21 protein-coding genes are annotated in these 23,104 nt (G+C 69.1%); 9 read left to right on the top strand and 12 right to left on the bottom strand.

Annotated elements, in window-relative coordinates; all coding sequences use genetic code 11:
* Positions 1 to 5: 5 nt before the first annotated feature.
* Positions 6 to 686, bottom strand: a complete 681-nt coding sequence (locus ACLARN_RS09735; protein ID WP_409490985.1) for a hypothetical protein — start codon at positions 684 to 686, stop codon at positions 6 to 8.
* Between the two features lie 399 nt (positions 687 to 1,085).
* Positions 1,086 to 2,375, bottom strand: a complete 1,290-nt coding sequence (locus ACLARN_RS09730; RefSeq protein WP_409490984.1) for an MFS transporter — start codon at positions 2,373 to 2,375, stop codon at positions 1,086 to 1,088.
* Between the two features lie 210 nt (positions 2,376 to 2,585).
* Between ACLARN_RS09730 and ACLARN_RS09725 the strand changes: the two genes are divergently transcribed.
* The 8 genes from ACLARN_RS09725 to ACLARN_RS09690 are packed head-to-tail and all read left to right on the top strand — an operon-like array spanning position 2,586 to position 9,480.
* Complete coding sequence (locus tag ACLARN_RS09725) at positions 2,586 to 4,055, top strand: 2-hydroxymuconic semialdehyde dehydrogenase (protein WP_409490983.1); 1,470 nt, start codon at positions 2,586 to 2,588, stop codon at positions 4,053 to 4,055.
* The gene (locus ACLARN_RS09720; RefSeq protein WP_409490982.1) at positions 4,052 to 4,843 is read left to right on the top strand and encodes a 2-keto-4-pentenoate hydratase; all 792 of its coding nucleotides are present in this window, start codon (positions 4,052 to 4,054) and stop codon (positions 4,841 to 4,843) included. The genes ACLARN_RS09725 and ACLARN_RS09720 overlap by 4 nt, the downstream gene beginning before the upstream one ends.
* Entirely contained in the window at positions 4,840 to 5,772 is a 933-nt protein-coding gene (locus ACLARN_RS09715; RefSeq protein WP_409490981.1) for an acetaldehyde dehydrogenase (acetylating), read from the top strand. The genes ACLARN_RS09720 and ACLARN_RS09715 overlap by 4 nt, the downstream gene beginning before the upstream one ends.
* Complete coding sequence (gene dmpG, locus ACLARN_RS09710) at positions 5,769 to 6,776, top strand: 4-hydroxy-2-oxovalerate aldolase (protein WP_409490980.1); 1,008 nt, start codon at positions 5,769 to 5,771, stop codon at positions 6,774 to 6,776. Before ACLARN_RS09715 ends, dmpG begins: the two co-directional genes overlap by 4 nt.
* On the top strand, positions 6,773 to 7,540 hold the full coding sequence (locus tag ACLARN_RS09705; protein WP_409490979.1) for a 2-keto-4-pentenoate hydratase: 768 nt from the start codon (positions 6,773 to 6,775) through the stop codon (positions 7,538 to 7,540). Before dmpG ends, ACLARN_RS09705 begins: the two co-directional genes overlap by 4 nt.
* Complete coding sequence (locus tag ACLARN_RS09700) at positions 7,537 to 7,965, top strand: RidA family protein (RefSeq protein WP_409490978.1); 429 nt, start codon at positions 7,537 to 7,539, stop codon at positions 7,963 to 7,965. The genes ACLARN_RS09705 and ACLARN_RS09700 overlap by 4 nt, the downstream gene beginning before the upstream one ends.
* Complete coding sequence (locus ACLARN_RS09695) at positions 7,962 to 8,483, top strand: 3-hydroxyanthranilate 3,4-dioxygenase (RefSeq protein WP_409490977.1); 522 nt, start codon at positions 7,962 to 7,964, stop codon at positions 8,481 to 8,483. Before ACLARN_RS09700 ends, ACLARN_RS09695 begins: the two co-directional genes overlap by 4 nt.
* Before the next feature lies 1 nt (position 8,484).
* A complete protein-coding gene (locus ACLARN_RS09690; protein WP_409490976.1) occupies positions 8,485 to 9,480 on the top strand; it encodes an amidohydrolase family protein in 996 nt (331 codons plus the stop codon).
* A gap of 10 nt (positions 9,481 to 9,490) precedes the next feature.
* Here ACLARN_RS09690 and ACLARN_RS09685 read toward each other — a convergent pair whose 3' ends face one another.
* Positions 9,491 to 10,414: a LysR substrate-binding domain-containing protein gene (locus ACLARN_RS09685; protein ID WP_409490975.1), complete on the bottom strand. Its 924-nt coding sequence runs from the start codon at positions 10,412 to 10,414 to the stop codon at positions 9,491 to 9,493.
* Between the two features lie 26 nt (positions 10,415 to 10,440).
* Here ACLARN_RS09685 and ACLARN_RS09680 point away from each other — a divergent pair, with 26 nt between their 5' ends.
* Entirely contained in the window at positions 10,441 to 11,613 is a 1,173-nt protein-coding gene (locus tag ACLARN_RS09680; protein WP_409490974.1) for a carboxylesterase family protein, read from the top strand.
* 723 nt (positions 11,614 to 12,336) lie between these two features.
* Here the strand turns inward: ACLARN_RS09680 and ACLARN_RS09675 are convergent.
* The 9 genes from ACLARN_RS09675 to ACLARN_RS09635 form a co-directional block, all read right to left on the bottom strand.
* Entirely contained in the window at positions 12,337 to 13,809 is a 1,473-nt protein-coding gene (locus ACLARN_RS09675; RefSeq protein ID WP_409490973.1) for an isochorismatase family protein, read from the bottom strand.
* Positions 13,796 to 14,443, bottom strand: a complete 648-nt coding sequence (locus tag ACLARN_RS09670) for an SRPBCC family protein (protein WP_409490972.1) — start codon at positions 14,441 to 14,443, stop codon at positions 13,796 to 13,798. The genes ACLARN_RS09675 and ACLARN_RS09670 overlap by 14 nt, the downstream gene beginning before the upstream one ends.
* A gap of 185 nt (positions 14,444 to 14,628) precedes the next feature.
* Positions 14,629 to 15,114 carry a (2Fe-2S)-binding protein gene (locus ACLARN_RS09665; protein WP_409490971.1) on the bottom strand — a complete coding sequence of 162 codons (486 nt, stop codon included), beginning with the start codon at positions 15,112 to 15,114 and terminating at the stop codon, positions 14,629 to 14,631.
* Positions 15,111 to 17,516, bottom strand: a complete 2,406-nt coding sequence (locus ACLARN_RS09660; protein ID WP_409490970.1) for a xanthine dehydrogenase family protein molybdopterin-binding subunit — start codon at positions 17,514 to 17,516, stop codon at positions 15,111 to 15,113. Before ACLARN_RS09660 ends, ACLARN_RS09665 begins: the two co-directional genes overlap by 4 nt.
* Positions 17,513 to 18,400: an FAD binding domain-containing protein gene (locus ACLARN_RS09655; protein WP_409490969.1), complete on the bottom strand. Its 888-nt coding sequence runs from the start codon at positions 18,398 to 18,400 to the stop codon at positions 17,513 to 17,515. Before ACLARN_RS09655 ends, ACLARN_RS09660 begins: the two co-directional genes overlap by 4 nt.
* Positions 18,397 to 19,788 carry an MFS transporter gene (locus ACLARN_RS09650; RefSeq protein WP_409490968.1) on the bottom strand — a complete coding sequence of 464 codons (1,392 nt, stop codon included), beginning with the start codon at positions 19,786 to 19,788 and terminating at the stop codon, positions 18,397 to 18,399. Before ACLARN_RS09650 ends, ACLARN_RS09655 begins: the two co-directional genes overlap by 4 nt.
* 31 nt (positions 19,789 to 19,819) lie before the next feature.
* Entirely contained in the window at positions 19,820 to 21,091 is a 1,272-nt protein-coding gene (locus ACLARN_RS09645) for an FAD-dependent monooxygenase (RefSeq protein WP_409490967.1), read from the bottom strand.
* Entirely contained in the window at positions 21,069 to 21,866 is a 798-nt protein-coding gene (locus ACLARN_RS09640) for an Asp/Glu racemase (RefSeq protein WP_409490966.1), read from the bottom strand. Before ACLARN_RS09640 ends, ACLARN_RS09645 begins: the two co-directional genes overlap by 23 nt.
* The gene (locus ACLARN_RS09635) at positions 21,863 to 22,909 is read right to left on the bottom strand and encodes a leucyl aminopeptidase (RefSeq protein WP_409490965.1); all 1,047 of its coding nucleotides are present in this window, start codon (positions 22,907 to 22,909) and stop codon (positions 21,863 to 21,865) included. Before ACLARN_RS09635 ends, ACLARN_RS09640 begins: the two co-directional genes overlap by 4 nt.
* Positions 22,910 to 23,104: the final 195 nt, after the last annotated feature.

Genomic DNA, 23,104 nt, shown 5'->3' with positions numbered 1-23,104 from the left:
GTCGTTCACATCACGTACTCGAGGATCCGATCGCGACTTCCGGGCATGTCCAGGACGAGCAGCGATCCGGAATCGCACGCCAGCCGGACGGTTACTGAAAGTGCCGGTCCCTTCAGTGTGCGCTGGAGTTGTTGGTAGCCGCCCAGTGCCTTATCGCGGTGTGCAGCTGCCGGTCGTGGCTGAGTGCGGGTGGTTCGTGGGTGCTGTTCGGTGCTGGGCTCTTCGGTCGGCCAGAGTTGAACGATGAATCGTTCGCTGAGGTGGATGAGCGCGTTCGGGTTGGCGTCGAAAACCTGGTTCACGTCCTCGGCGCCCCAGCGGTGGACGCGCACGCGGTAGGGGCCGGGAGCGGCGAGCCGGAGGGTGCCGGTGTCGGGCGCTGTCGCCATCGCGCCCTGGGCAGTGACCTCCGGGACGGTGAACACGACTGTCTGTGTTTCGGTGTCGCTATGCGGCGGCGCGGTGGTCGCGGGTTCACTGTCCCAGACTTCGAGGTGAACGAAGGCGTAGGTGGTGGGGTCGCTTTTGACGAAGATCGCGAGGGCGTCCCGCAGCGGCAGTATCAGGTCGTGTGGCCGGTCGAACGGGAATCGCGGGGGCTCGGTGAGCCCCCGCGATTGAATGGTGAAGTGCTTGTACTCGATACCGACCAGGCCGTGGACTGGCTGGGTCAGGAGTGTCGCCATGACCGGTGACAGTAGCGACCAATCGACGGACCACCTTACGAACTCTTTCAATGGGCCCATAGTCGAAATACCAGAGGTGGCGGGCAAGGTGATCAAAACTACCTTGTACAGGCGGGAGGCCGTCTCGCCTACCAACGTGGAAGTCCCGGCGATGGCGCGGACCTGACGGCGGTGATCGGTTTCAATACCGCCTCCCGGCGGCACTGCGGGCTCGAGGCGCTCGGCGCTGCAGCTCAACGGACGGGAACTGACGCCCCGCGTTCTCGCGGTCGAATTGCTGAAAAATCATCCGCTCCCGGGTCGCGGTCGACCGATCCGTCGCCTACGCCGGGTATGTCCTGCACCGCCGACCCGAGCGCCGCACACAAGCAATTCGCCGATATCCAGCGCAGACGGGGTTTACCCGGCGATCGCAGTGGCGGTGACGCGGGACGGGATCAGGCGGAACAGGGCCATCGCGCTGATCATGCTGACACCGCAGATCGCGGCCAGGTACCAGGTGATGCCGGTGGTCGATCCGGTGGCGTTGAGCACCGCGGTGGCGATCAGCGGGGCGAGCCCGCCGCCGAGGATCGCGCCGCCCTGAAGCAGCAGCGACATGCCGGAGAACCGGACGTTGACCGGGAAGGTGTCCGCGATGATCGCGCCCTGCACGCAGTGGGTGATCGGGACGACCAGGCCCATGCCCGCCAGGGCGAGCATCGCGAGCCCGGTGTTACCGGTGTTCAGCAAGGGGAAGAACGCGAGGCACCACAGCAGAAGCGCGGCCGACCCGGCGACGAACATGGTGCGCCTGCCGTGGCGGTCGGCGATCCGGGTCCAGATCGGGATGGTGGCGAACCACAGCACCGCCGATCCGGTCACCGACAGGATCAGGAACTGCCGGTCGTAGTGCAGGTTCTGGGTTCCATAGGACAGGGTGAAAACCATGAACACGTAGGCGACCGCCGAGTTCGCGACGCCGACCAGCAGGGTCAGTGCGAGCCTGCCGAAGCCGACCTTGAGCGCCGCGCCGAGGGGGAACCGGACCACCTTGTCGTTCTGCGCCGCCTGGATGAAGGACGGTGATTCGGTGATCCGCAGCCGGATCATCAGGCCGATCGCGACCAGTACGAAGCTCAGGAGGAACGGGATCCGCCAGCCCCAAGCGGCGAACGCGCTCGCGGGCATCACCGCGCTGCTGCCGAGGAACAGCAGGTTCGCCAGCACCAGTCCGGCCGGGGTACCCATCTGCGGGAACCCGGCGTACCGGTTCCGTTGATCGGCGGGCGCGTGTTCCATCGACATCAGGGTCGCTCCCGCGCCTTCGCCGCCGAGCCCGATGCCCTGCACGATCCGCATCGCGACCAGCAGGATCGGCGCCCAGATGCCGATCGCCTGATAGTTCGGGATCAACCCGATCAAGGTGGAGCCGACGCCCATCAGCATCAGCGACACCACCAGCGTGGACTTGCGGCCGATCCGGTCGCCGAAGTGGCCGAACACCAGGCCGCCGAGCGGGCGGGCGATGAAGCCGACGGCGAAGGTGCTGAACGCGGCAAGGGTGCCGACCGTGGGGCTCAGCGAGGGGAAGAACTGTTTGTTGAAGATCAGCGCGGACGCGGTGCCGTAGAGGAAGAAGTCGTACCACTCCAGGGTGGTCCCGGCGAGCGTGGCGGCGGCGATCTTGCGGGGCGCGGGTGCGTTCATCTGCGAAAACCCAATCGACTCGGGCGACAGCCGATCGCGGCTGCTGGTAATTGGGCAGAAGCCTGACACCGTGAGGCATAGGCCACAAATGCCGAATTGTCGGTATGCCATGCCTGGACTGATATAGCTCGGTCAGTATGTGTGAACTGGTATAGCTAGCGAGCAGATACGCATTTGTTCCGCATGGCGCGGCCGGTCAGAGTGAACGGCATGACGCAGTCAGTGCGGTGGATCCGCAACTTCGTGGACGGTGAGTTCGCCGAGCCGGACGGGCCGGGATTCCCGGCGGTCGATCCGGCGACCGGCGCGGAGTTCGCCCGCGTGCACGAGGCCGACCGGGAGCTGGTGCACCGCGCGGTCACCGGTGCGCGCGCCGCGTTGCACAACGGCTGGGCGGACACTCCGGTGCGGGAGCGGACCGCGTTGCTGCGCCGGGCGGCCGACCGGATCGAGGCCCGGTTCGAGGAGTTCGTCGCGGCCGAGGTCGCGGACACCGGAAAGCCGGTCACCCAGGCCCGCGAACTGGACGTGGCCCGCGCGGTGGCGAACTTCCGCACGTTCGCCGACGTGATCGCGGCCGCCGGCCAGGAATCGTTCGTCACCGATCTGCCCGGTGGGGCGCAGGCGCTGAACTACGCGGTGCGTAAGCCGCTCGGCGTGGTCGCGGTGATCGTGCCGTGGAACCTGCCGCTGCTGTTGCTGACCTGGAAGGTCGCGCCCGCGCTCGGCTGCGGCAACGCGGTCGTCGTCAAGCCGAGTGATCAGACCCCCTCCACCGCGACCCTGCTCGCCGAGGTGCTGGCCGAAGTCGGCTTGCCCGCTGGTGCTTACAACGTGGTGCACGGGTTCGGCGGCGACTCGGCGGGGCAGTACCTGACCGAGCACCCCGGCATCGACGGGGTGACGTTCACCGGCTCATCCGCCACGGGAACCCAGGTGATGCGCACGGTCGCGCCACGGGTCCGGCCGGTGTCGTTCGAACTCGGCGGGAAGAACGCCGCCATCGTGTTCGAGGACGCCGATCTCGACGAGACGCTCGCCGGGCTGACCCGGTCGGTGTTCGCGAACACCGGGCAGGTGTGCCTGTGCACCGAGCGGGTGTACGTGCAGCGCTCGGTGTTCGATGACGTGGCCGCCGGGCTGGTGGAGCGGGCGCGCGGATTGCGGCTCGGCGACCCGTCGGCGGAGCGGACCACCACCGGCCCGCTGATCTCGCCGGAGCACCGGCGCAAGGTGCTGGACTACCTCGCGCTCGCCGAGGAGGCCGGCGCCAAGACCCTGACCGGCGGCGGGATTCCCGAGCTCGGCCCGGAACTCGACGGCGGCTCGTGGCTGGAGCCGACCCTGTGGACCGGCCTGACCAACAAGGACCGGCCGGTACGGGAGGAGATCTTCGGCCCGGTGGCCGCGCTGATCCCGTTCGACACCGAGGACGAGGCGATCGCGTTGGCCAACGACACCGAATACGGGCTCGCGTCGTCGGTGTGGACCCAGGACCTGCGCCGGGGACACCGGGTCGCGCAGGCCATGCACGTCGGCATGTCCTGGGTGAACACCTGGTTCCTGCGCGACCTGCGCTCGCCGTTCGGCGGGATGGGGCTTTCCGGGATCGGCAGGGAAGGTGGCGCGTCTTCGTTGCACTTCTACACCGAGCCGACGAATGTGTGCGTGCGGCTGTGACCGCGCCGATCGAGGCGGCCGCCGCCCGGCTCGCGACCGCGGCGAGCACCGCGACCCCGTGCCCGCCGGTGCGCGAACTCCTTGGCACGCAAGATGTCGACGCGGCCTATGCGGTGCAGCGCAGACTGCGTGACGAGCGGGTCGCGGCGGGCGCCAGGGTCGCCGGGGCGAAGATCGGGCTGACCGCGCCTTCGGTGCAGCGGCAGTTCGGCGTGTACCAGCCGGACTTCGGCGTGCTCTTCGACGACATGCTGTACGCGCACACCGAACCCGTTCCGTATCGGCGGTTCCTGCAACCCCGTGCCGAGGGCGAGATCGCGTTCGTACTCGGCCGCGATCTGGACGTGCCGGGCGCTTCGGTCGCGGACGTGCTGCGGGCGACGGAGTTCGTACTGCCCGCGATCGAGATCGTGGACTCCCGGATCGACGCCTGGGATCTGTCCATCGTGGACACGGTGGCGGACAACGCGTCCAGTGGCGCGGTGGTGCTGGGGTGTACTCCCTTCTCGTTGACCGGCCGGGATCTCGCCGCGACCGGGATGACCTTGGAGCTGGACGGGGAAGCGGTGTCGTTCGGCGCGGGCCATGCCTGCCTCGGCTCGCCGGTGGTCGCGGTCGCGTGGCTGGCTCGCGAGCTGGCCGCCCGCGAGCAGCCGTTGCGCGCGGGTGACGTGGTGATGTCCGGGGCGCTCGGCCCGATGGTGCCGATCACGGGAGCGGGCCGGTTCCGGCTGCGGCTCGACGGACTCGGCGAGGTCGACGCGGTGATCGAAGAGGAGACTCAGTGACAGCAACGGTTCCGGTCGCCGTCATCGGCTCCGGCAACATCGGCACCGATCTGATGATCAAGGTGCTGCGGTTGTCGAAGTCGCTGCGGATGGCCGCGATGGCGGGTATCGATCCGGCCTCGGACGGGCTGGCCAGGGCGGCCAGGCTCAAGGTGGCCACCACCCACGGCGGCATCGACGGCCTCGCCGGGCTCCCGGAGTTCGCCGACGTCCGCGTGATCTTCGACGCGACCTCCGCCGGCGCGCACCGGCGGCACGCCGAGGTGGCCGAGAAGCACGGCAAGCTGATGATCGACCTGACCCCGGCCGCACTCGGCCCGTTCGTGGTGCCGCCGGTGAACCTGGACGAGCACCTCGCCGCCCCGAACGTGAACATGGTGACCTGCGGCGGACAAGCCACGATCCCGATCGTGGCCGCGGTGTCCTCGGTCGCGCCGGTCGCGTACGCGGAGATCGTCGCGTCGATCTCGTCCCGCTCGGCGGGGCCGGGAACCAGGGCGAACATCGACGAGTTCACCGAGACCACCGCGGCCGCGATCCGCGCGGTCGGCGGCGCCGCGATGGGCAAGGCGATCATCGTGCTGAACCCGGCCGACCCGCCGATCGTCATGCGGGACACGGTGTACTGCCTGGTCGAGGGGGCGCCGGGCCGGGAGAAGATCGCGGCGTCGGTGCGGCAGATGGCCGACCGGGTGCGCGAGTACGTGCCGGGCTACACACTGAAACAGGAAGTGCAGTTCGACCCGGTGTGCCGTCAGTGGGTGCCGGAACTGGGCCGGGAGATCTCCGGGCTCAAGGTCTCGGTGTTCCTCGAAGTGCTGGGCGCGGCCCACTATCTGCCGGACTACGCGGGAAATCTCGACATCATGACCTCGGCGGCGCTGCGCACGGCCGAGCGGATCGCCGAACTGAGGGGGTGGCTCGGATGAAGGTCTACCTCCAGGACGTGACCTTGCGCGACGGTATGCACGCGATGGGGCACGCGTACACAGTGGACCAGGTCCGGCGGATCGTGTCCGCTGTGGACAAGGCGGGCGTGGCGGCGATCGAGGTCGCGCACGGCGACGGGATCGGCGGGTCCAGCGCGACGTACGGATTCGGCGCACACACCGACGAGGAGTGGATCACCGCGGCCGCGGAGGTGATCGAGAACGCCATGCTGACCACGTTGCTGCTGCCCGGTATCGGCACCATCGGACAGCTGCGCCGCGTCCACGACCTCGGGGTGCGCAGCGTGCGGATCGCCACTCACTGCACGGAGGCCGACGTGGCCGCGCAGCACATCGCCTGGGCTCGCGAGCAGGGCATGGACGTGTCCGGATTCCTGATGATGAGCCACCTTTCCCCGCCGGCGGCGCTCGCCGAACAGGCCAGGCTGATGGAGTCCTACGGCGCGCAGTGCGTGTACGTCACCGATTCCGGTGGGCGGTTGACGATGAACGGGGTCGCCGAGCGGATCGACGCGTACCGGCAGGTGCTCAGCGAGCACACCGAGATCGGCATCCACGCGCACGAGAACCTCTCCCTTTCGGTGGCGAACAGCGTGACCGCGGTCGAGCACGGCGCCTACCGGGTGGACGTCGCGCTGGCCGGGCAGGGCGCGGGAGCGGGCAACTGCCCGGCCGAGCCGTTCGTCGCGGTCGCCGACCTGCTCGGCTGGGAGCACGGCGCGGACCTGTTCGCGTTGCAGGACGCGGCGGACGACCTGATCCGCCCGCTGCGGGAGCGGCCGGTGCAGGTGGACCGCGAGACGCTGACTCTCGGTTACGCCGGGGTGTATTCGAGCTTCCTGCTGCACGCCGAGCGCGCGGCCGCCCGCTACGGACTGGACACCCGGCGGATTCTCACCGAGGTCGGCAGGCGGAAGCTGGTCGGCGGGCAGGAGGACATGATCGTGGACATCGCACTCGACCTGGTACGGAGCAGCACATGATGGCCACCGAGGAGATCTCGGCGCTCGCCGATCGGCTGGACACCGCGCAGACCACGCGCGCGGACACCCCGAGCCTCGCCGACGACCACGAGTTCGACACCGCCGACGCGTACGCGATCCAGGCCGCGCTGGTGGCCCGCCGGGAAGCTCGTGGCGAGCGGGTGATCGGGGTCAAGCTGGGGCTGACCAGCAAGGCGAAGATGGCACAGATGGGCGTGTCCGAAGTGATCGCGGGCAGGCTCACCAACGCGATGCGCGTCGCCGACGGCGGCGAGGTCTCGCTGGCGGGCTTCATCCATCCGAAGGTGGAGCCGGAGGTCGCGTACCGGCTGGCCCGCGACGTCGATCTCGCCGACCCCGCGTTCGACGTCGAGTCCGCTGTGGACGCGATGGCCCCGGCGATCGAGATCATCGACTCCCGGTACCGGGATTTCCGGTTCACCCACACCGATGTGGTCGCGGACAACACCTCGGCCGCCGGGTTCGTGCTCGGCCCGTGGCGCGCGTTCGGTGAGGCGGCGAACCGGGCGGTACGGCTGCGGTCCGGGGACCGCGAGGTGATCGGCTCGACGGCAGCGATCCTCGGCGATCCGGTGCGCGCGCTGCACGCACTGGTCGAGCTGTGCCGGAAACGGGCCATCCCGTTGCGGGCCGGGCAGGTGATACTGGCCGGGGCGGCGACCGAAGCGGTGCCGTTCGCGCCCGGCGTCGCCGAAGCGGACATCGCCGGACTCGGCCGGGTTTCGGTGCGAGGGCTGGCATGAGCGGGCGGGTGATTTCCGGGCTGGCCAAGCCGAGGGGCCGGTTCCCGCATGTGAAGGTCGCGGGAGACCTGATCTTCGTGTCCGGGACGAGTTCCCGCCGCCCGGACAACACGTTCGCCGGCGTCGAGGTGGACGAACTCGGCACCACGAACCTGGACATCCGGGCGCAGACCCGCGCGGTGATCGAGAACATCCGCGGCATCCTGCACGAGGTCGGCGCCGACCTCACCCACATCACCCAGATCACCACCTTCCTGGTTTCGATGAACGATTTCGGCGGCTACAACGAGATCTACGGCGAATACTTCGACGAAACCGGCCCGGCCCGCACCACGGTCGCCGTGCATCAGCTGCCGCATCCGCATCTGCTGATCGAAATCCAGGCGATCGCTCATCTACCGAAAGACACGGAGGTCCCGCGATGACCCGCATTCCCGACGTCGTCAATTTCCAGGCCTGGATCGCCGAGCACGAGCATCTGCTCAAGCCGCCGGTGAACAACCGGACCATGGCGCTCGGCAGCGATTTCATCGTGCAGGTCGTCGGCGGGCCGAACCAGCGCACCGACTTCCACGTCGATCCCTATGAGGAATGGTTCTACCAGCTCAGGGGCAACATGCACGTGAACATCATGACCGACGAAGGCCAGCAGACCGTCCGCATCTCCGAAGGCGACACCTGGCTGCTACCGGGCGATATCCCGCACTCGCCGCAGCGCCCGGAGGCCGACTCGATCGGCCTGGTCATCGAACGCGTCCGCGAGGAGGGCACGCTGGAGAAGTTCCAGTGGTACTGCCTCGAATGCGACGCGCTCGTGCACGAGGTGGAACTCCAGGTGCGCGACATCGTCGAGGATCTGCCGCCCGTCTTCACCGCGTTCTACGGCGACGAGCAGGCCCGCACCTGCGGCGGCTGCGGAGCCCTTCACCCCGGAAAGGGCTGAAATGACCGGCCTGATCGACATCCACACGCATTACGTGCCGAACGGCTGGCCGGATCTGCGCGCGGACGCCGGGCCGGACGCGCCGTGGCTGCGCGCGGAGACCGAGTCCGAGGCGATGATCATGATGGGTGACAAGGAATTCCGCCGGATCGGCGCGGACTGCTGGAACGCGGAGACCCGACTGCTGGACATGGACGCCGACGGCGTGCACACCCAGGTGGTCTCCCCGACGCCCGCGTTCTTCAACTACGGCCGGACCGCCGAGCAGGCGGGCCGGATCGCCCGGATCTTCAACGACCTGGCACTGGAGATCGTCGCACCGGCACCGGACCGGCTGATCCCGTTCTGCCAGGTTCCGTTGCAGGACACCGACGCCGCTTGCCGCGAACTGGAACGCTGCCTGGCCGCAGGACATCGCGGGGTGGAGATCGGCAACCACGTCGGCGACCAAGACCTGGACAGCGCCGGGGTAGAGACTTTCCTTCAGCACTGCGCGTCGCTCGGGGTTCCGGTGTTCGTGCACCCGTGGGACATGGCCGATTCGCCCCGGCTGGACCGGTGGATGGCGCGGTGGCTGACCGCGATGCCCGCGGAAACGCATCTGTCGATCCTGGCGCTGGTGCTCGGCGGGGTCTTCGACCGGATCGACGCGAGCCTGAAGATCTGTTTCGCGCACGGCGGTGGGTCGTTCGCGTTCTGGCTCGGCCGGATGGAGAACGCCTGGCATCGGCGGAACGACGTGATCGGTACCTCGGAGTTCCCGCCGTCGCACTACCTCGACCGGTTCCACGTCGACTCGGTGGTCTTCGACGAGCGTGCGCTGCGGCTGCTCGTGGACACGCTCGGCGCCGAGCGGGTGATGGTCGGCAGCGACTACCCGTACCCGCTCGGCGAGCGTCCGGTCGGCGAGGTGGTGCGCAAGAGTGGTTTCCTGAGCGAGACCGAGCGGCGGCTGATCACCAGCGGGAACGCCGAACGCTTCCTGTCCCTATCGTGATCGGACAGTCCTAATGCGACATACCGGTGGCGACGTCGGTCAGGCTGCGGATCAGCGCGTCCACCGATGGGCTGAGCGTGCGCTGGGCGGGCAGGGTGAGCCCGACGCTGTGCCCGATGGGTTCCAGTGCCAGCGCGACCCTGGTGATCCTCGGGTCGTCCTTGGTGATCAGGCTGGGCAGTGCGGCGATCACATCTGTCTCGAGCAGGAGTTGCCGCACGGTGAGGAACGAGGTGGTCTCCACCCGGTTCGCGGGCAGCGGGAAGCCGTTGCGGGTGAACAACTGCTCCAGCTCACGGCGAAGCGCGGTCTCCGCGCCGGGCAGGATCCACGGATACTCCGCGAGGTCGGCCAGCTCGACACCGGTCGCGCCCGCCAGCGGATGCGCGTTACGCACCACCAGATCCACCGACTCGTCGTACAGCTTGCGCCGTTCGATCCGCTCGTCCGACGGCGCTGTCAGCCTTCCGATGATCAGGTCGACCCGGCCCGCCTCCAACTCCACCAGGAGTGCTTCCGGAGAACCCTCCCGGACCACGATGGTCAGGTACGGCCGTTCGGTCTTGATCGCCGCGATGGCGCGCGGCAGCAGCATGTTCGACCCCGCGAGATGGGTGCCGACCACCACCGTGCCGCGCTCCGCGTCGGCCAGCTCGGCGACGTGCCGCCCGGCCTGCTCGAGCTGGGCGAGCACCGCCCGGGCGTGTCCGGTGAACGCCTCGCCGAACACGGTCGGGGTGATGCCGCGCGGGCCGCGTTCGAACAGCCGCACGTCGAGGATCTCTTCGAGTTCGTGCAGACTTCGGGTCGCCACCGGCTGCGTCACGTGCAACTCGGCAGCGGCCCCGACCACGGTGCCCTGCCTGGCCAGCGCGTCGAGCAGGACGAGATGGCGGAATTTCAGTCGGCCGTCCAGCAGGCGAGGCAAGATCACCAGCCGATCCTACCCGTGAGGTGCGTATGACCACGATTGTCCGAACCGGACCGATTCGCTATGCCACAGCGGCGCGGTTTGCGCTGCCGATCGCCGTTTCGGAGCAGACGCCGTCCAGCGGGGAGATCAGCCCGCAACCACCGTCCCGGCTGGACCGCGTGATGGGACCGCCGCGCGATCGCCTTCCGCAGGGCGAGGACTGTCTCAATCTCACGGTCAGCACCCCAGGCCTGGATGACGGACGCAGGCCTGTGCTGGTGTGGCTGCACGGTGGCGGATTCTCCAGTGGTGGCGGGTTGCTGGACTGGTACGACGGCGGCGCGCTCGCCGCCGAAGGTGACCTGGTGGTGGTCGGCGTCAACTACCGGCTCGGCGCGCTCGGCTACCTGTACCTGGACGAGGTCAGTCCCGGCAATCTCGGGCTGGCCGATCAGCTGGAGGCGTTGCGCTGGGTGCGGGCCAACATCGCGGCCTACGGCGGGGACCCGGACAACGTGACGGTCGCCGGGCAGTCGGCGGGCGGAATCTCCATCCGGCTGCTGATGGACCTGCCCGAGGCACGCGGCCTGTTCCGGCGGGCCATCCTACAGAGCGCACCGCTCGGCCTCGGCTCCCGTTCGCCCGAGCGAGCGGAGAAACTCGGCCGGGTGTTCGCCGACGCGCTCGGCACCGACCCGCACGCCGCCGGCATCTCGGAAATCCTTGCGGCACAGAGGGAAACCGCGCTGACCAACCTGCGGCTCACCGGCGATCCGATGGAGCCCGCGTTCATTCCGGTGGACACCTTGGACAAGGCGTCCTTCGCGGACAACGTGCGCGACCTCGAAGTGTTGTACGGCTGGAACGCCGACGACATGACCGCGTTCCCCGGCGCCGCCGGAACCGACGAGATCTACGTCGAACCGCTGGCCGCTTTCGGCGATCGGCTGCGCTCGGCCGGAGCCGGAGTCTGGTCGTATCGCCTGGACTGGCGGCCCGAGGGGTCCGAGTTCGGCGCCACCCACTGCCTGGAACTGCCGCTGCTGCTCGGCACCCAGCGGGCCTGGCAGGACAGCCCGATGCTCGGCAAGGTCCCGTGGCCCGGGGTCGACGCCTTCGGCGCCGCCCTCCGCGCCGTCTGGGCGACCTTCGCCCGCACCGGCACCCTCGATCCCGTTCCGGTCGCGGGCCACCCCGTCAGGTTCGTCCGATTGACATAGCCGCACGTGACGAAGGCGCCCTTCACCACATCAGACGCGGTGAAGGGCGCTTTCGCTCGTCAGGCACCACCGTTTTCGCGCCTGTTCAGGCTGACAGAGTGTCCTAGAACGGGAAGGTCGTCAGCTGCTCTCCCCCGCCGGGTTGGATCAGGTACGGGTTTTCCAGTTTGACACCTTCCGTACCGTCGTCAGCGGTCACATAACTTTCCACACAAATGATCATTCTGGTTTCGAATGTGCCGTCGTAGGACGGTGTCCGCGCTTCGTACGCAGGCGGAACCTGAGGATATTCGACCGACATCCCCACACCGTGCACATAACCGAAACTGTGCTCGCGATTGCCTTCGGGTGGCAACCAGGCCCGATCACGGAATTCCCGGAAAGTCAGCCCTGCTCGCAACAGAGCGGCGTTGTGCAGCCCCGGGTGACGTCGATTCGGCCTTCTCGATCCGGGCCATCCCTTTCCTCTCGTTCGAGGGCCCCAAACAACCCTGGTGACCGACGAAATCCCGTCATCCGACGCATACCCCATTCGGCCGCCATCGATGCACGCGCGCGGGACGTCCGGCCCGCCTCGGTGTCGTCGATCCCCACACGTTCCCGCGATGAGACCGAGCCGGGAAACGGCTTTCCACCGAAGTGACCGGAGAAACCCATGCGGGTTTCGAGAATCATCCCCGCTCCCGGGCGCCGACCGGCCCAACGACCCGGCCCGCGACGGTCTCAGAGCAGCTTCCGCAGCACCTCTCGTAGCGCGGCGAGGGCGGCGTCCGGCTGGTCCCAGAAGACCATGTGCCCGGCTTCCGGGATCTCGACGAACTCGGCCGCCGGATTGCGCTCGGCGGCTTCGGCCGCGCCGGCGGCGGTGACGACCGGACTCGCGCCGCCGTAAAGGAAGTAGGCCGGAGCGGGCACCCGTGGCCAGTCGGTGAAGAAGTCCTCGGATTCGAAACCGGCGTGGGTGGCGGCGATCGCGGTGCGGGAGCACGACGAGAGCCAGCGGGCGCGCAACTCCTGTTCCCGGCGTGGCCATCGTGGCCAGGACCGGGCCACCTCGTCGGCGTCGGTCCCCCGGCGGGCCTGGTCGAGCTGCCCGAGGAAGGCGTCGAGGGTGGTGGGGTACGGCGCCCGTCCGGGGCCGCTCAGCGGAGGGTCGACCAGAACGGTGCCGCGAAGCGGAAGGCCGCCGGCCGCGGCCCGTGCGGCGATCCGCGCGCCCATGGAGTGTCCGAACAGGATGGGATCGCGAAGATCGAGCCCGGCCACGACCGCCTCGACGTCCGTGGCGTAGCTCCCCAGGTCGTAATTCGGTGCGTCATCGGACAATCCACGGCCGCGGACGTCGAGCACGAGCGGACGCACGAGGTCGGTGAGCTCCCGCGCCACGAAGTCCATCGTGACGGCCGGGCTGGTGATCCCGGGCAGCAAGAGCACCGGGACACCGTCGGACGGCCCGTAGTCGAGCACGTGCAGCCGGACCGGCCCCGACCGCACCCAGCGGCTGGTCGCGGGCACGGTGCCGAGATCGGCCAGCGCGGCCTGCCCGAGCGTGCGGACATCCGGAACCGAGAGGTACGCCAGGGCGTCATCGAGGCCGATCACATCGGCGTACTTGGCCTGGAGGTCGAACAGCGCGGCGTCGTGCGGCGCTCGGGCGCGGTCACCGCAGGCTTCTCGGACGACGAGAGTGTTGAAGCCGGACTGGACGGCGTCGACGGCGGTCGCGCGGACACATCCCGAAGTCGTGGCACCGCAAACGACAACGGTGTCCGTGCCCAGGCTCGTGAGGAGTGCGGCCAGCGCGGTTCCGTGGAACGCCGAGGCGCCCTTCTTCAAAACGAGATGGTCGCCCTCACGCTGGTCGATCCGGGGGTCGAGGTCGACCGCTTCGCTTCCTTCGCGGAGCGCCCGCATTCCCGGCGCTTTCCGGAGCCACGCGATGGCGTCCCCGTCCGCCTCGGCGGGCGTGTAACTGATCGCCGTGTAGATCACCGGCACATTCCGCCGCCGGGCCTCGGCGACGAGGGCGGCGGTCGCGGTCACTTCGGCGGTGAGGTCCGCTCCGGACGGGAAACCGGGTTCGGTGAACCCCCGGGTCAGGTCGACCACGACGAGTGCCGGGCGCGATCCGCGGGGCACGCTCGCGCCGAAACCGGCTCGGTCGTACACGCTGTCGAGGCGTTCATCGGCGGGCACGCTGCAACTCCTTGATCAGTTTGTCCTGAGTGCGGATCCGGCCCAGCAGCCAGCCTTGGAACAACCCGAGCGCCGCGGCGGCCGCGATCACGCCGTAGCGCTTGACGTTGTCGGGAACCAGCATCGCCAGTCCGTCGAGAGCCTCGCCTCCCTCCGCTGGAGCGGGTTTCGCGGGCAAACCCGGTACGGGTTGTGCTCGCAACTGGTCCGCGAGATTGCCGGCGAACTGGTCGAGCAGCCGGGTGGAGACGGCACCGATCGCGCCCTTGCCGAACTGGGCGAGCTTGCCGCGGATCGACAGATCGGTGCGCAGCTCGATGGTGGCGCCGCCCGGTGCCTCGCGCACCGTCAGCGTCACGTCGGCCTCGGCGTCACCGTTGCCGTGGGCGTCCGCTCCTCTGGCAAGCAGCCGCAGACTGCGGTCGGCCTCGGTGACGTCGGTGAAGCGCACGGTGCCCGAATACGCGGCGGTGATGGGACCGACCTTGACCTTGACGCGGCCAAGGTAGGCGTCGTCCTGCCGCCCGTCCAGGGTCGCACCCGGCAGGCAGCCCGCCACCCGCTCGACGTCGTTGATCAAGGCGAAGACCTCGTCGGGTCCGGCCGGTACGGACAGCTGGTTTTCCAGGATCACGCTGTTGCCTCCTTTTCCGTGTCTCTCAAAGCGCGCTTTCGGATTTCCACAGCCGGGCCGCGGCATGAGCGAGCCACTCACTAAGCCGTGTCAGCGGCCCGTCTCCGCAAATCCGAGGCCGCCGGCCGAAAAGAACGCGCGCGCGTCCTCGCCTGACCTGCAAACTTCAGTTTGGGAGACACGCTCTAGTCTGTGGCGTGGCAGCGGCGGGTCGCGGTCGCCTCGATCGCGTCCACAATGGTCTGGTAGCCGGTGCAGCGGCACAGGTTCGCCGAGACGGCTTCGCGGATCTCCTCGCGGCCGGCGTCCGGACGCTGGGCGAGAAATCCTTCCGCCAGCACGAGGAAACCGGGGGTGCAGAAACCACACTGCAGGCCGTGGTGCTCGCTGAAAGACCGTTGCAGGTCGGAAAGTTCGCCATCGCGGCTCAGTGATTCGACCGTGCGGATCTCGGCCGTTTCCGCCTGCACGGCGAACATCAGGCAGGCCCGCACCGGTTCGCCGTCGACGAGGACGGTGCAGGCGCCGCACACTCCGTGCTCGCAGCCGACGTGGGTGCCGGTGAGCCCGAGGTCGTGGCGCAGAACGTCGAGCAGGGTCTTGCGCGGCTCGACGAGGGCCTCGTGCTCGTCGCCGTTGACGTTCAGGACGATCAGGTGCCGGTCGGTCATGATGGGACGCTCATTTCCTTGGGGATCCCCGCTTCGAGCGCGGCGAGCACGGTCTGCGGGTGGACCGGGGTCACGTCGAGTTCCACCCCCGTATGGCGAAGCGCGTCGTTGATCGCGTTCAGCACGGCACCGGGCGCGCCGATGGTGCCGCCCTCACCCGCGCCCTTCGCACCGCTTTCCGTGAAGGCGCAAGGGGTTTCGAGATGGGAGACGGTGATGTCGGGGATCTCCGTCGCGGTCGGGACGAGGTAGTCGATGAAGCTGGCGGCCGACGGTTCCCCGTTTCCGGCGTAGGTCACCTCCTCGAACAACGCGCCGGCGATGCCCTGCGCGATCCCGCCGCGGCATTGGCCGTCGACGACCTGCGGGTGGATCACCACCCCGCAGTCCTCCACGCACGCGTACCGCAGGATCCTGATCTGACCGGTGCCGGGATCGGCCTCGACGACCACGGCGTGCGTGGCGTTGGAGAAAGTTCCGTCACCGGGCACGTCGAAGCTCGCCGTGGCCGTCAGCGTCGGTTCGACGTCCTTGGGCAGCAGGTGACTGCGCAGGTAGGCCACGTCGGCGATCTCCTCGAACGACGCGCGCCGGGCGGGATCGTCGATCTGGATGACCCCGCCGTCACCGTCGAGGCGAACGTTGTCGGGACTCGTTTCGAGCAGGTGCGCGGCGATCTTGCACAGCAGCTCGCCGAGCTTCCCGGCGGCGAGGGAGACCGCGGAACCACCGATCGTCACCGAACGGGAAGCGAAAGTCCCCCAGCCGTAGGCGATGCGCTCGGTGTCGCCTTGGCGCAGCTTGACCTGGTCGAGGTGCAGCCCCAACCGGTCGGCCACGATCTGCGCCAGCGTCGTCTCGTGCGACTGGCCGTGGTTCATGGTGCCGCTGGTGACGACGACGGATCCGGTGGTGTCCATGCGGATTTCGGAGATGTCGAAACCGGGGACCACGGCCATCTTCCGCTTGGCGAAGGCACCCGAACCGTAGCCGGTCCGCTCCGAGAAGCAGCAATAGCCGATGCCGATGTGCCTGCCCTCGGCGGCGGCGCGTTCCCGGATCTCGTACCACCCCTCGTCGCGGAGGGTGGCCTCGGCCAGATCGAGCGACTCGCGGTAGGTGCCGGGGTCGTAGGTGATGCCGTTGACACCGGTGTACGGGAACTGGGTGATCACGTTGCGCCGCCGGATCTCGACCGGGTCGAGGCCGAGTTCGCGCGCCGCCCGTTCCATGACCCGTTCGATCGCCATGACGTACTGCGGACGGCTGACCCCGCGATAGGGCGCCGTCGGTGCCTTGTTGCTGGCGATGGCGCGGGCACGGACCCGGTACTCGGGCACCTGGTACACGCTGGGCATCTCGGCCGACGCCATCAGCGGTTCGATCCCCGCTGTGAACGGGTAGCAGGAGTAGGCGCCCATGTCGCAGACGACGTCGACGTCCAGCGCGGTGATCCTGCCGTCCGCGTCGAACGCCGCCAAAGTGCGGTAGCGCTGCTCTCTGGCGAGGAAGCCCGCCGTGAGCGCCTCCCTGCGGTCTTCGATCCACTTCACCGGCCGGTTCAGCCGTCGTACGGCCGCCGCGACCGCGATCTCCTCCCGGCCGACCACGCACTTCTGGCCGAAGCCGCCGCCCATGTCCGGGACGGTGACCCGCACCGTGCGTTCGGGGACCCGCAGCGAGCGGGCCATCGCCGTGCGCACCTGATGCGGTACCTGGGTGCACATCTGCACGAGCAGCTGATCGTCGTGATCGTCCCAGGACGCGACCACGCCGCGCGTTTCGAGCGGAAGCGCGTTCTGGCGCCCGCTCTTCGTGACGACCTCGACCACGCAACCGCCGTCCGCGCGGGCCGCTTCGAAGGCCGCGTCGACGCCGGGTGTGTCGAACATGGACACGTCGACCAGTACGTTGCCGGGCGCCTCTTCGTGCACGAGCGGCGCGCCTTCGGCGAACGCCGATTCCTCCGAGACGATCGCCCCGAGCGGCTCGTAGCTCACCACCGCGGCCTCGACGCCGTCCTCGGCGCTGTACGGGTCACGAGCGATGACCAGTGCCACCGGTTCGCCGGTGAACCGGACCTTCTCCCTGGCGAGGATCGGCATCGCGGTCGGCGAGAACTCCTCCGGTGGGCGGTCGAGCAGCGCGACGATGTCACCCAGCTCTAGGTCGGCCGCCGTATAAGCGGCCACGACCCCGTCGACCGCCAACGTGGCCGACAGGTCGACTTCGGAGATCGTGCCGTGCGCGACCGTCGAGCGGACGAATGCCGCGTGCAGCATCCCGGGCAGCCTGATGTCGTCCACGAACCGTCCCCGGCCGCTGAGCAGGCGGGGGTCTTCGCGCCGGGGCACCGATGCCCCGACCCAGCGGCCGCTCCGCCCGTCGAACCCCTGCGTCATCGCGTCACTCCTTTCTCCCACGCCTGCCGCAGGGCCCTGGCGACGAGGGTCCGTGTCAGCCGACGGCGGTAGGTACCCGTGCCCACCGCGTCGTCGGGAGGGTCGATGGTCGCCGCCGCGGCCTCTCCGCACGAGTCGAACAGCTCCGGTCCCGGGTCACCTCCGGTGAGCAGGGCCTCGGCCTCGGGAACCCGGACGGGTGCCGGAGCCACGCCGCCGAGCACCACCCGCCCACCGGCCAGCGGAGCACGATCATCCGGGCCCGGGTCCAGGCTGACCGCGGCGTCGACGATCGCGAAGTCGCCGTGGCGACGGGCGAACTCGGTCAGCGCCGCCCGGGGCGCCGGGCGGGTGAAGCGCACGGCCGTCACCACCTCGTCCGGCTCGACGGCCGTGCTGTAGAAGCCGTGGAACATCTCCCCTGCCGGGATCTCCCGGCGTCCGCCCGGGCCTTCGGCGACGATCACCGCGTCGAGCAGCAGGGCGAGCAGGCACCATTCCGCGGTGGCGTCGCCGTGCACCAGGCTGCCTGCCACCGTTCCGCGAGAACGGATCGGCAGATGCCCCACCCACCGCATGGCGCGGGAGAGTACGGCGAAATCCGGTCCCAGCGCTGAGACCTCCACCGTCCGATGGGTCACCATCGCCCCGATGGTGAGCCCCGAATCCGTATGGCTGAAGGAATTCAGCGCCGGATCCCGGCGCAGCGGCCCCAGGTCGACCAGAGCAGTCGGCCTGGCCAGCCGGAAGTTCATCATCGGCATCAGGCTCTGGCCGCCGGCGATCAGTTTCGGATCCTCGCCCGCCGCTGCGAGCTCACCGAGCAGGCCGACGGCGTCGGAGACGTCGTGCGCCCGGTGATAGCGGAACGCGGCGGGCTTCACGGGGCCGCCGGCGTCGTGCCTGTGGCGGTCTCCGCCGGGTCGACGATCCGGTCGAGCTCGCGGCCCCGGGTCTCCGGCGCGCCCATCATCATGAACACGACCGCCACCACCACGAGCAGACCCAGCACGGTGAAGGTGAGGGGCAACCCGAGCACCGGCCACAGGACGCTGCCGAACAGCAACGGCGCGAAGCCGGTGATCGCCCGGCTCGACGAAGACGCCCAGCCGAAGCCGGAGGCACGGAGTTCGGTCGGGTAGAGCTCGGAGACGTAGGCGTACATCACCGGGATGACCACCAGGGCGAACAGGCCGAACGCGCCGATCGCCACGACCGCCGCGGCCGGTGTGTCCAGCAGCAGTGAGAACACGACCAGTGACAGCGCCGTGAGGGGCCCGGCGACCATGATGATCCGCTTGCGCCCGACCCGGTCGACGAGGAGCACGGCCAGCGCCACGCCGACGATGCCGGTCGCGTTCATGAGCGCGGTCGAGGCGAAAGCGGCGATCTGCCCGAAACCCTGTGCCCGCAGGATGGACGGCATCCAGCTGAGCGCGGCGTAGTAGACCAGCATGACGGTGATGAACAACGACCACGCGACACCGGTGATGCGCGGGTTGAACGCCCACACCCGGCGAAGCTGATCGAACGCCGCCGCGAGCGCGCCACCGCGGGTGTCCTCCACCACCGCGGGCGGGATCGAGTACGGCTCGGGAGCCGTGCCCGTACGGCGGACGAGATCGTCGATGACGACGCGGGCCTCCGCCTCGCGACCCTTGCGGACCAGGTACAGCGGTGACTCCGGGACGCCGCGCCGCACCCAGAACAACAGCAGCGCCGGCAGGATCATCAGCACCAGCATCCAGCGCCAGTTCCCGGAAACCGGGACCAGCAACGTCGCGGTGACGGCGGCCAGCGTGGTGCCGATGGGCCACCAGCCGTCCATCGCCGACAGCACCCGGCCGCGATGACGGCGTGGGGAGAACTCGCTGACGATCGCGTAGTCCACCGGGATGCAGCCACCGAGCCCGATACCCGCCAGGAAACGCAGGAGCAGGAACGTCTCCACGTTCGGCGAGAGCGCCCCGAGCACGGAGAACAGCGCGAACAGCAGGAGCGTCACGCTGAACGCCCGCTTCCGGCCGATGCGGTCCGCCACCGTGCCCCAGATGACCGCGCCCACGGCCATGCCGATCAGGTTGGCCGTCGCCACCAGCCCTTTCTGGCCGGCGGACAGGCCGAACTCCGCGCCGACGAGCGGGGTGAGGAACCCGTTCAACGCGACGTCCCAGGCGTCGAACATGTAGCCGAGGCCGCCGATGAGGAAGATCTTCCCTTGCACGCTCCAACGCCAGGGCAGGTCCTGGACGATCTGATCTCCAGTGCGCATGAATCGCTCCGTCGCGCCGGCAGTCCGCTCCTCAGCGAGCGAACTGGTAATGGATGGACTCGGTGTCAGGATCGGTGAGCGGGCTGCCGTTCCACAGCCAGTCGTAGGAGACATCGGACTCGCCGTCGAACCGGCGCAGTTTCTCGTCCCGCTCGCGCTGCCCGGGACCGTCAGGCAGGTGGTAGAAGTCCATGTTCTGCAGTGACGCGTCCTGGACCATGCCCGCGTGCTTGGCGCGCCGGTCCACGTACCGGACGAGGGCGCCGTCGATCCCGTCGCGGGTGACGCGGCCCAGCTCCTCGGCGAGCACCGCGGCGTCCTCCATGGCCTGGGACGCGCCTTGGGCCTGGTAGGGCAGCATCGCGTGGCAGGCGTCGCCGAGCAGGGCGACCCGGCCGTCGACCCAGACCGGGTCACGGCGACGACGGTACATCGCCCACACCGAGACGTCCTCGTCCTTCGCCTTGGCCAGCACGGCCGGGACCCGGTCGTCCCAGTCCCGGTATTCCGCGGCGAGTTCGGCGGCGGTGGCCGGACCGCTCCAGTCCCTGGCGACCGCCTCGGTGCACGGCACGATCGCGACGACGTTGAGGTACTGCCCGCCGCGGATCATGTAGTGCACCAGGTGTTTGTTCGGGCCGTACCAGATCGTGGAGTGGTAGCGGTCGACCAGGAACCGGGTGGCGGGGTCCTGCGCGACCAGGTCCCCGGAGATCAGCGCCCGATAGGCCATCTCGCCGGAGAACTCCAGTGTGTCGTCGAATCCGGCGAGGTCACGCACCGCCGACCGGATGCCGTCCGCCCCGATCACCAGGTCACCGGCGAACCGGCGCCCGTCGGCGGTGATCACAGCGGGCCGCTCCGGCTCACCGCGGTCCAGCTCGGTCACTCGCGCGCCGGTCGCCACCCGCACCACCGGACCGGGAACCTCCGGGTCCAGGCAGGCGTCCAGCAGGACGCCGTGCAGATCGGCGCGGTGGTAGTGCCAGTACGGGGCGCCGTACTGGTCGGTCACCCGCCTGCCGAGCGGCAGCTGGGCGATGATGCTCCCGTCGGCCCAGCGACGGCGGACCTGGTCCTGTGGCTCGGTCCGCACCCGTTCCAGCCGGGCACGCAGGCCAAGCCCGATGAGGATCCGGCTCGCGTTCGGCGCGGTCTGGATACCCGCGCCGATCTCACCGAGTGCCGGCGCCGCCTCGACCACGGTGACCCGCAGGCCTCGCTGCCGCAGTGACAGCGCCGCGCACAACCCGCCAAGGCCGCCGCCGACGACGATGACTTCAAACGACTGACTCGCGGCCATGCCTGCCTCCCGTCTTCGTCAATTCCTCGGCACCGCCGAGCAACCGCCCGGCACCCGGCACGCGGGGCTCGACCCCGAGTTCGGACAGGATCCGGAACGTCGTGGCGGTCGCCGCCGACAGGACCGGGATCCCGACCTCGTCCTCCACCGGCTGGATCACCGGCAGCGACGGCATCTGGACACAGGCCGAGAGCACCAACGCGTCCACATCGGACAGATTCAGCCTGCGGTGGTGCTCCCGCAACCCATCCGGGTCCAGCCGGGCCACGGCGAGGTTGTCCGACACCTCGAGTGAGAGCGCGTCGGCCACCTCGATCCCCTCGTCCTCGATGTAGTCCACCACCGCCTGGGTGAGCGGCTTCAGATACGGCGTGATGATCGCGACCTTGCGGGCACCCAGCGCACGGATACCCGACAGCAGCGCGCCGGCGCTGGACACGACCGGCGCGTCGGAGCCCTCGTCGCGCAGCACGCGCTCGATGTCGGCCTCGGCGGTGCAGTGGTAACCCGGCCCCTGAGCCATGATCGCCACCAGGCAGGCGGTGGCGACCACGTCCGGGCGGGCGTCGGCCAGTTCGGCGGCCGCCCGGCCCGCCTGCGCGTTCATCGCCCGCAGCTGCTCGGGTTCGACGTGCTTCATCCGGGCCCGCGCGGAATGGAAGACGAACCGGTCCCCCGGCTCGGCCTCTTCCCTGGCACGCAGCATCCTCGGCAGCTCGGTCTCCATCGTGAGGTTCGAGCTGGGAACGATCATCCCGATGTGGTGGTCGCTCATCGACGACCCGCCGGACGCATCTCGGAAACGGTCAGCTCGCCGTTGTCGACGATCAGCTCGTCGTCCAGGTAAAGGGAATTGCCGCGCATCGGGATGTCGAAGTGGCACGGCGTGTCGTTCGGGCCGCCCAGCTCGTTGTTGGGGCCGATGGAGAACATCACGTTGCCGTAGAAGCTGCGCAGTTCCATGCCCATCCCGCCGGGGAACTGGGTCAGGCCGTGCCAGTGCGCGCGCTCGTCGAGCCCCCAGCCCACGTGGCTCATGCCGTAGCCGCGGGGGTCGTCGAAGCTCTCGATGTAGGACCGCAGGAGGTCCGCGTCCAGCCCGGACGATCCGGCGCCGCCGCGGATGTCCCGGATGAAACCCTGCTCGATGGTGATCTCCACCGGGGTCTGCACGTAGGTGTTGAACGGCAGCAGCACATCCCCGGGCGAGAGCACGATCTTCCCGTCGACGCCGTCGTCGGCGCCGCCGGTGAACACGAACGCCGCCGGCCAGTGGTCCCAGCGTCCCGGGGTGTCGGTGTAGCCGTACTCGGACAGCGTCGGGTAGACGCCGAGCTGATAGGTGACATCGGTACCCGCCGGGCTGGTGATCCGCATGGTGCCCGCCTTGGCGAGCAGTTCGGCCCCGATCTCCACGCGCTCCCGCAGTTCCTTCGTTGGCATGAGCCTGGCCAGCAGCTCGGGCGGCTCGACAGCGGTGAGGATCCGGGTGCCCGCGTCCTGGATGGCGAATTGTTCCTTGCTGAACAACAGGAACGTGCAGTCGACCACCATGTCCACGCTCTTGAGCGCCTCGACCGCGAGGGGGATGTTCCCGAGCCCCGAATCGCCGACCGCCCAGGCGCCCGCGGCGCTGACCGGCGAGGGCAGCCGCATGTGGTACGCCGAGGCACCCAGCTGCTGGGCGGCCCACAGGAAGGCGTCGGCGTACTCCGCCCGCTCCCCACCGCGGGTCAGCACCACCACGGTCTCGCCCTCGTGCACCCCCGAGAACGTCAGCTGGCGCAGGCAGATGTCGTTGAACAGGTTCTGATCCATCGTTGACCACCTCCACATTAATCCGAGCACGTATTATCCGGATGCGCAAGAGTTGCCGCTGGATTCGCGCTCCCGCAACGCATTGGGCCTGCCACTCATCCGAACACGTACTATCCGGATACGCAAGGGGTGACGGTGGACAGGCTTCGGCCATGGATGGCGGTAAGCGACCGTCCGGACACGTAGGATTACTCG

This window comes from Amycolatopsis sp. cmx-11-12 (assembly GCF_046269425.1).
GTDB lineage: Bacteria > Actinomycetota > Actinomycetes > Mycobacteriales > Pseudonocardiaceae > Amycolatopsis.
This window is presented reverse-complemented; position numbering and strand designations above follow the sequence as displayed.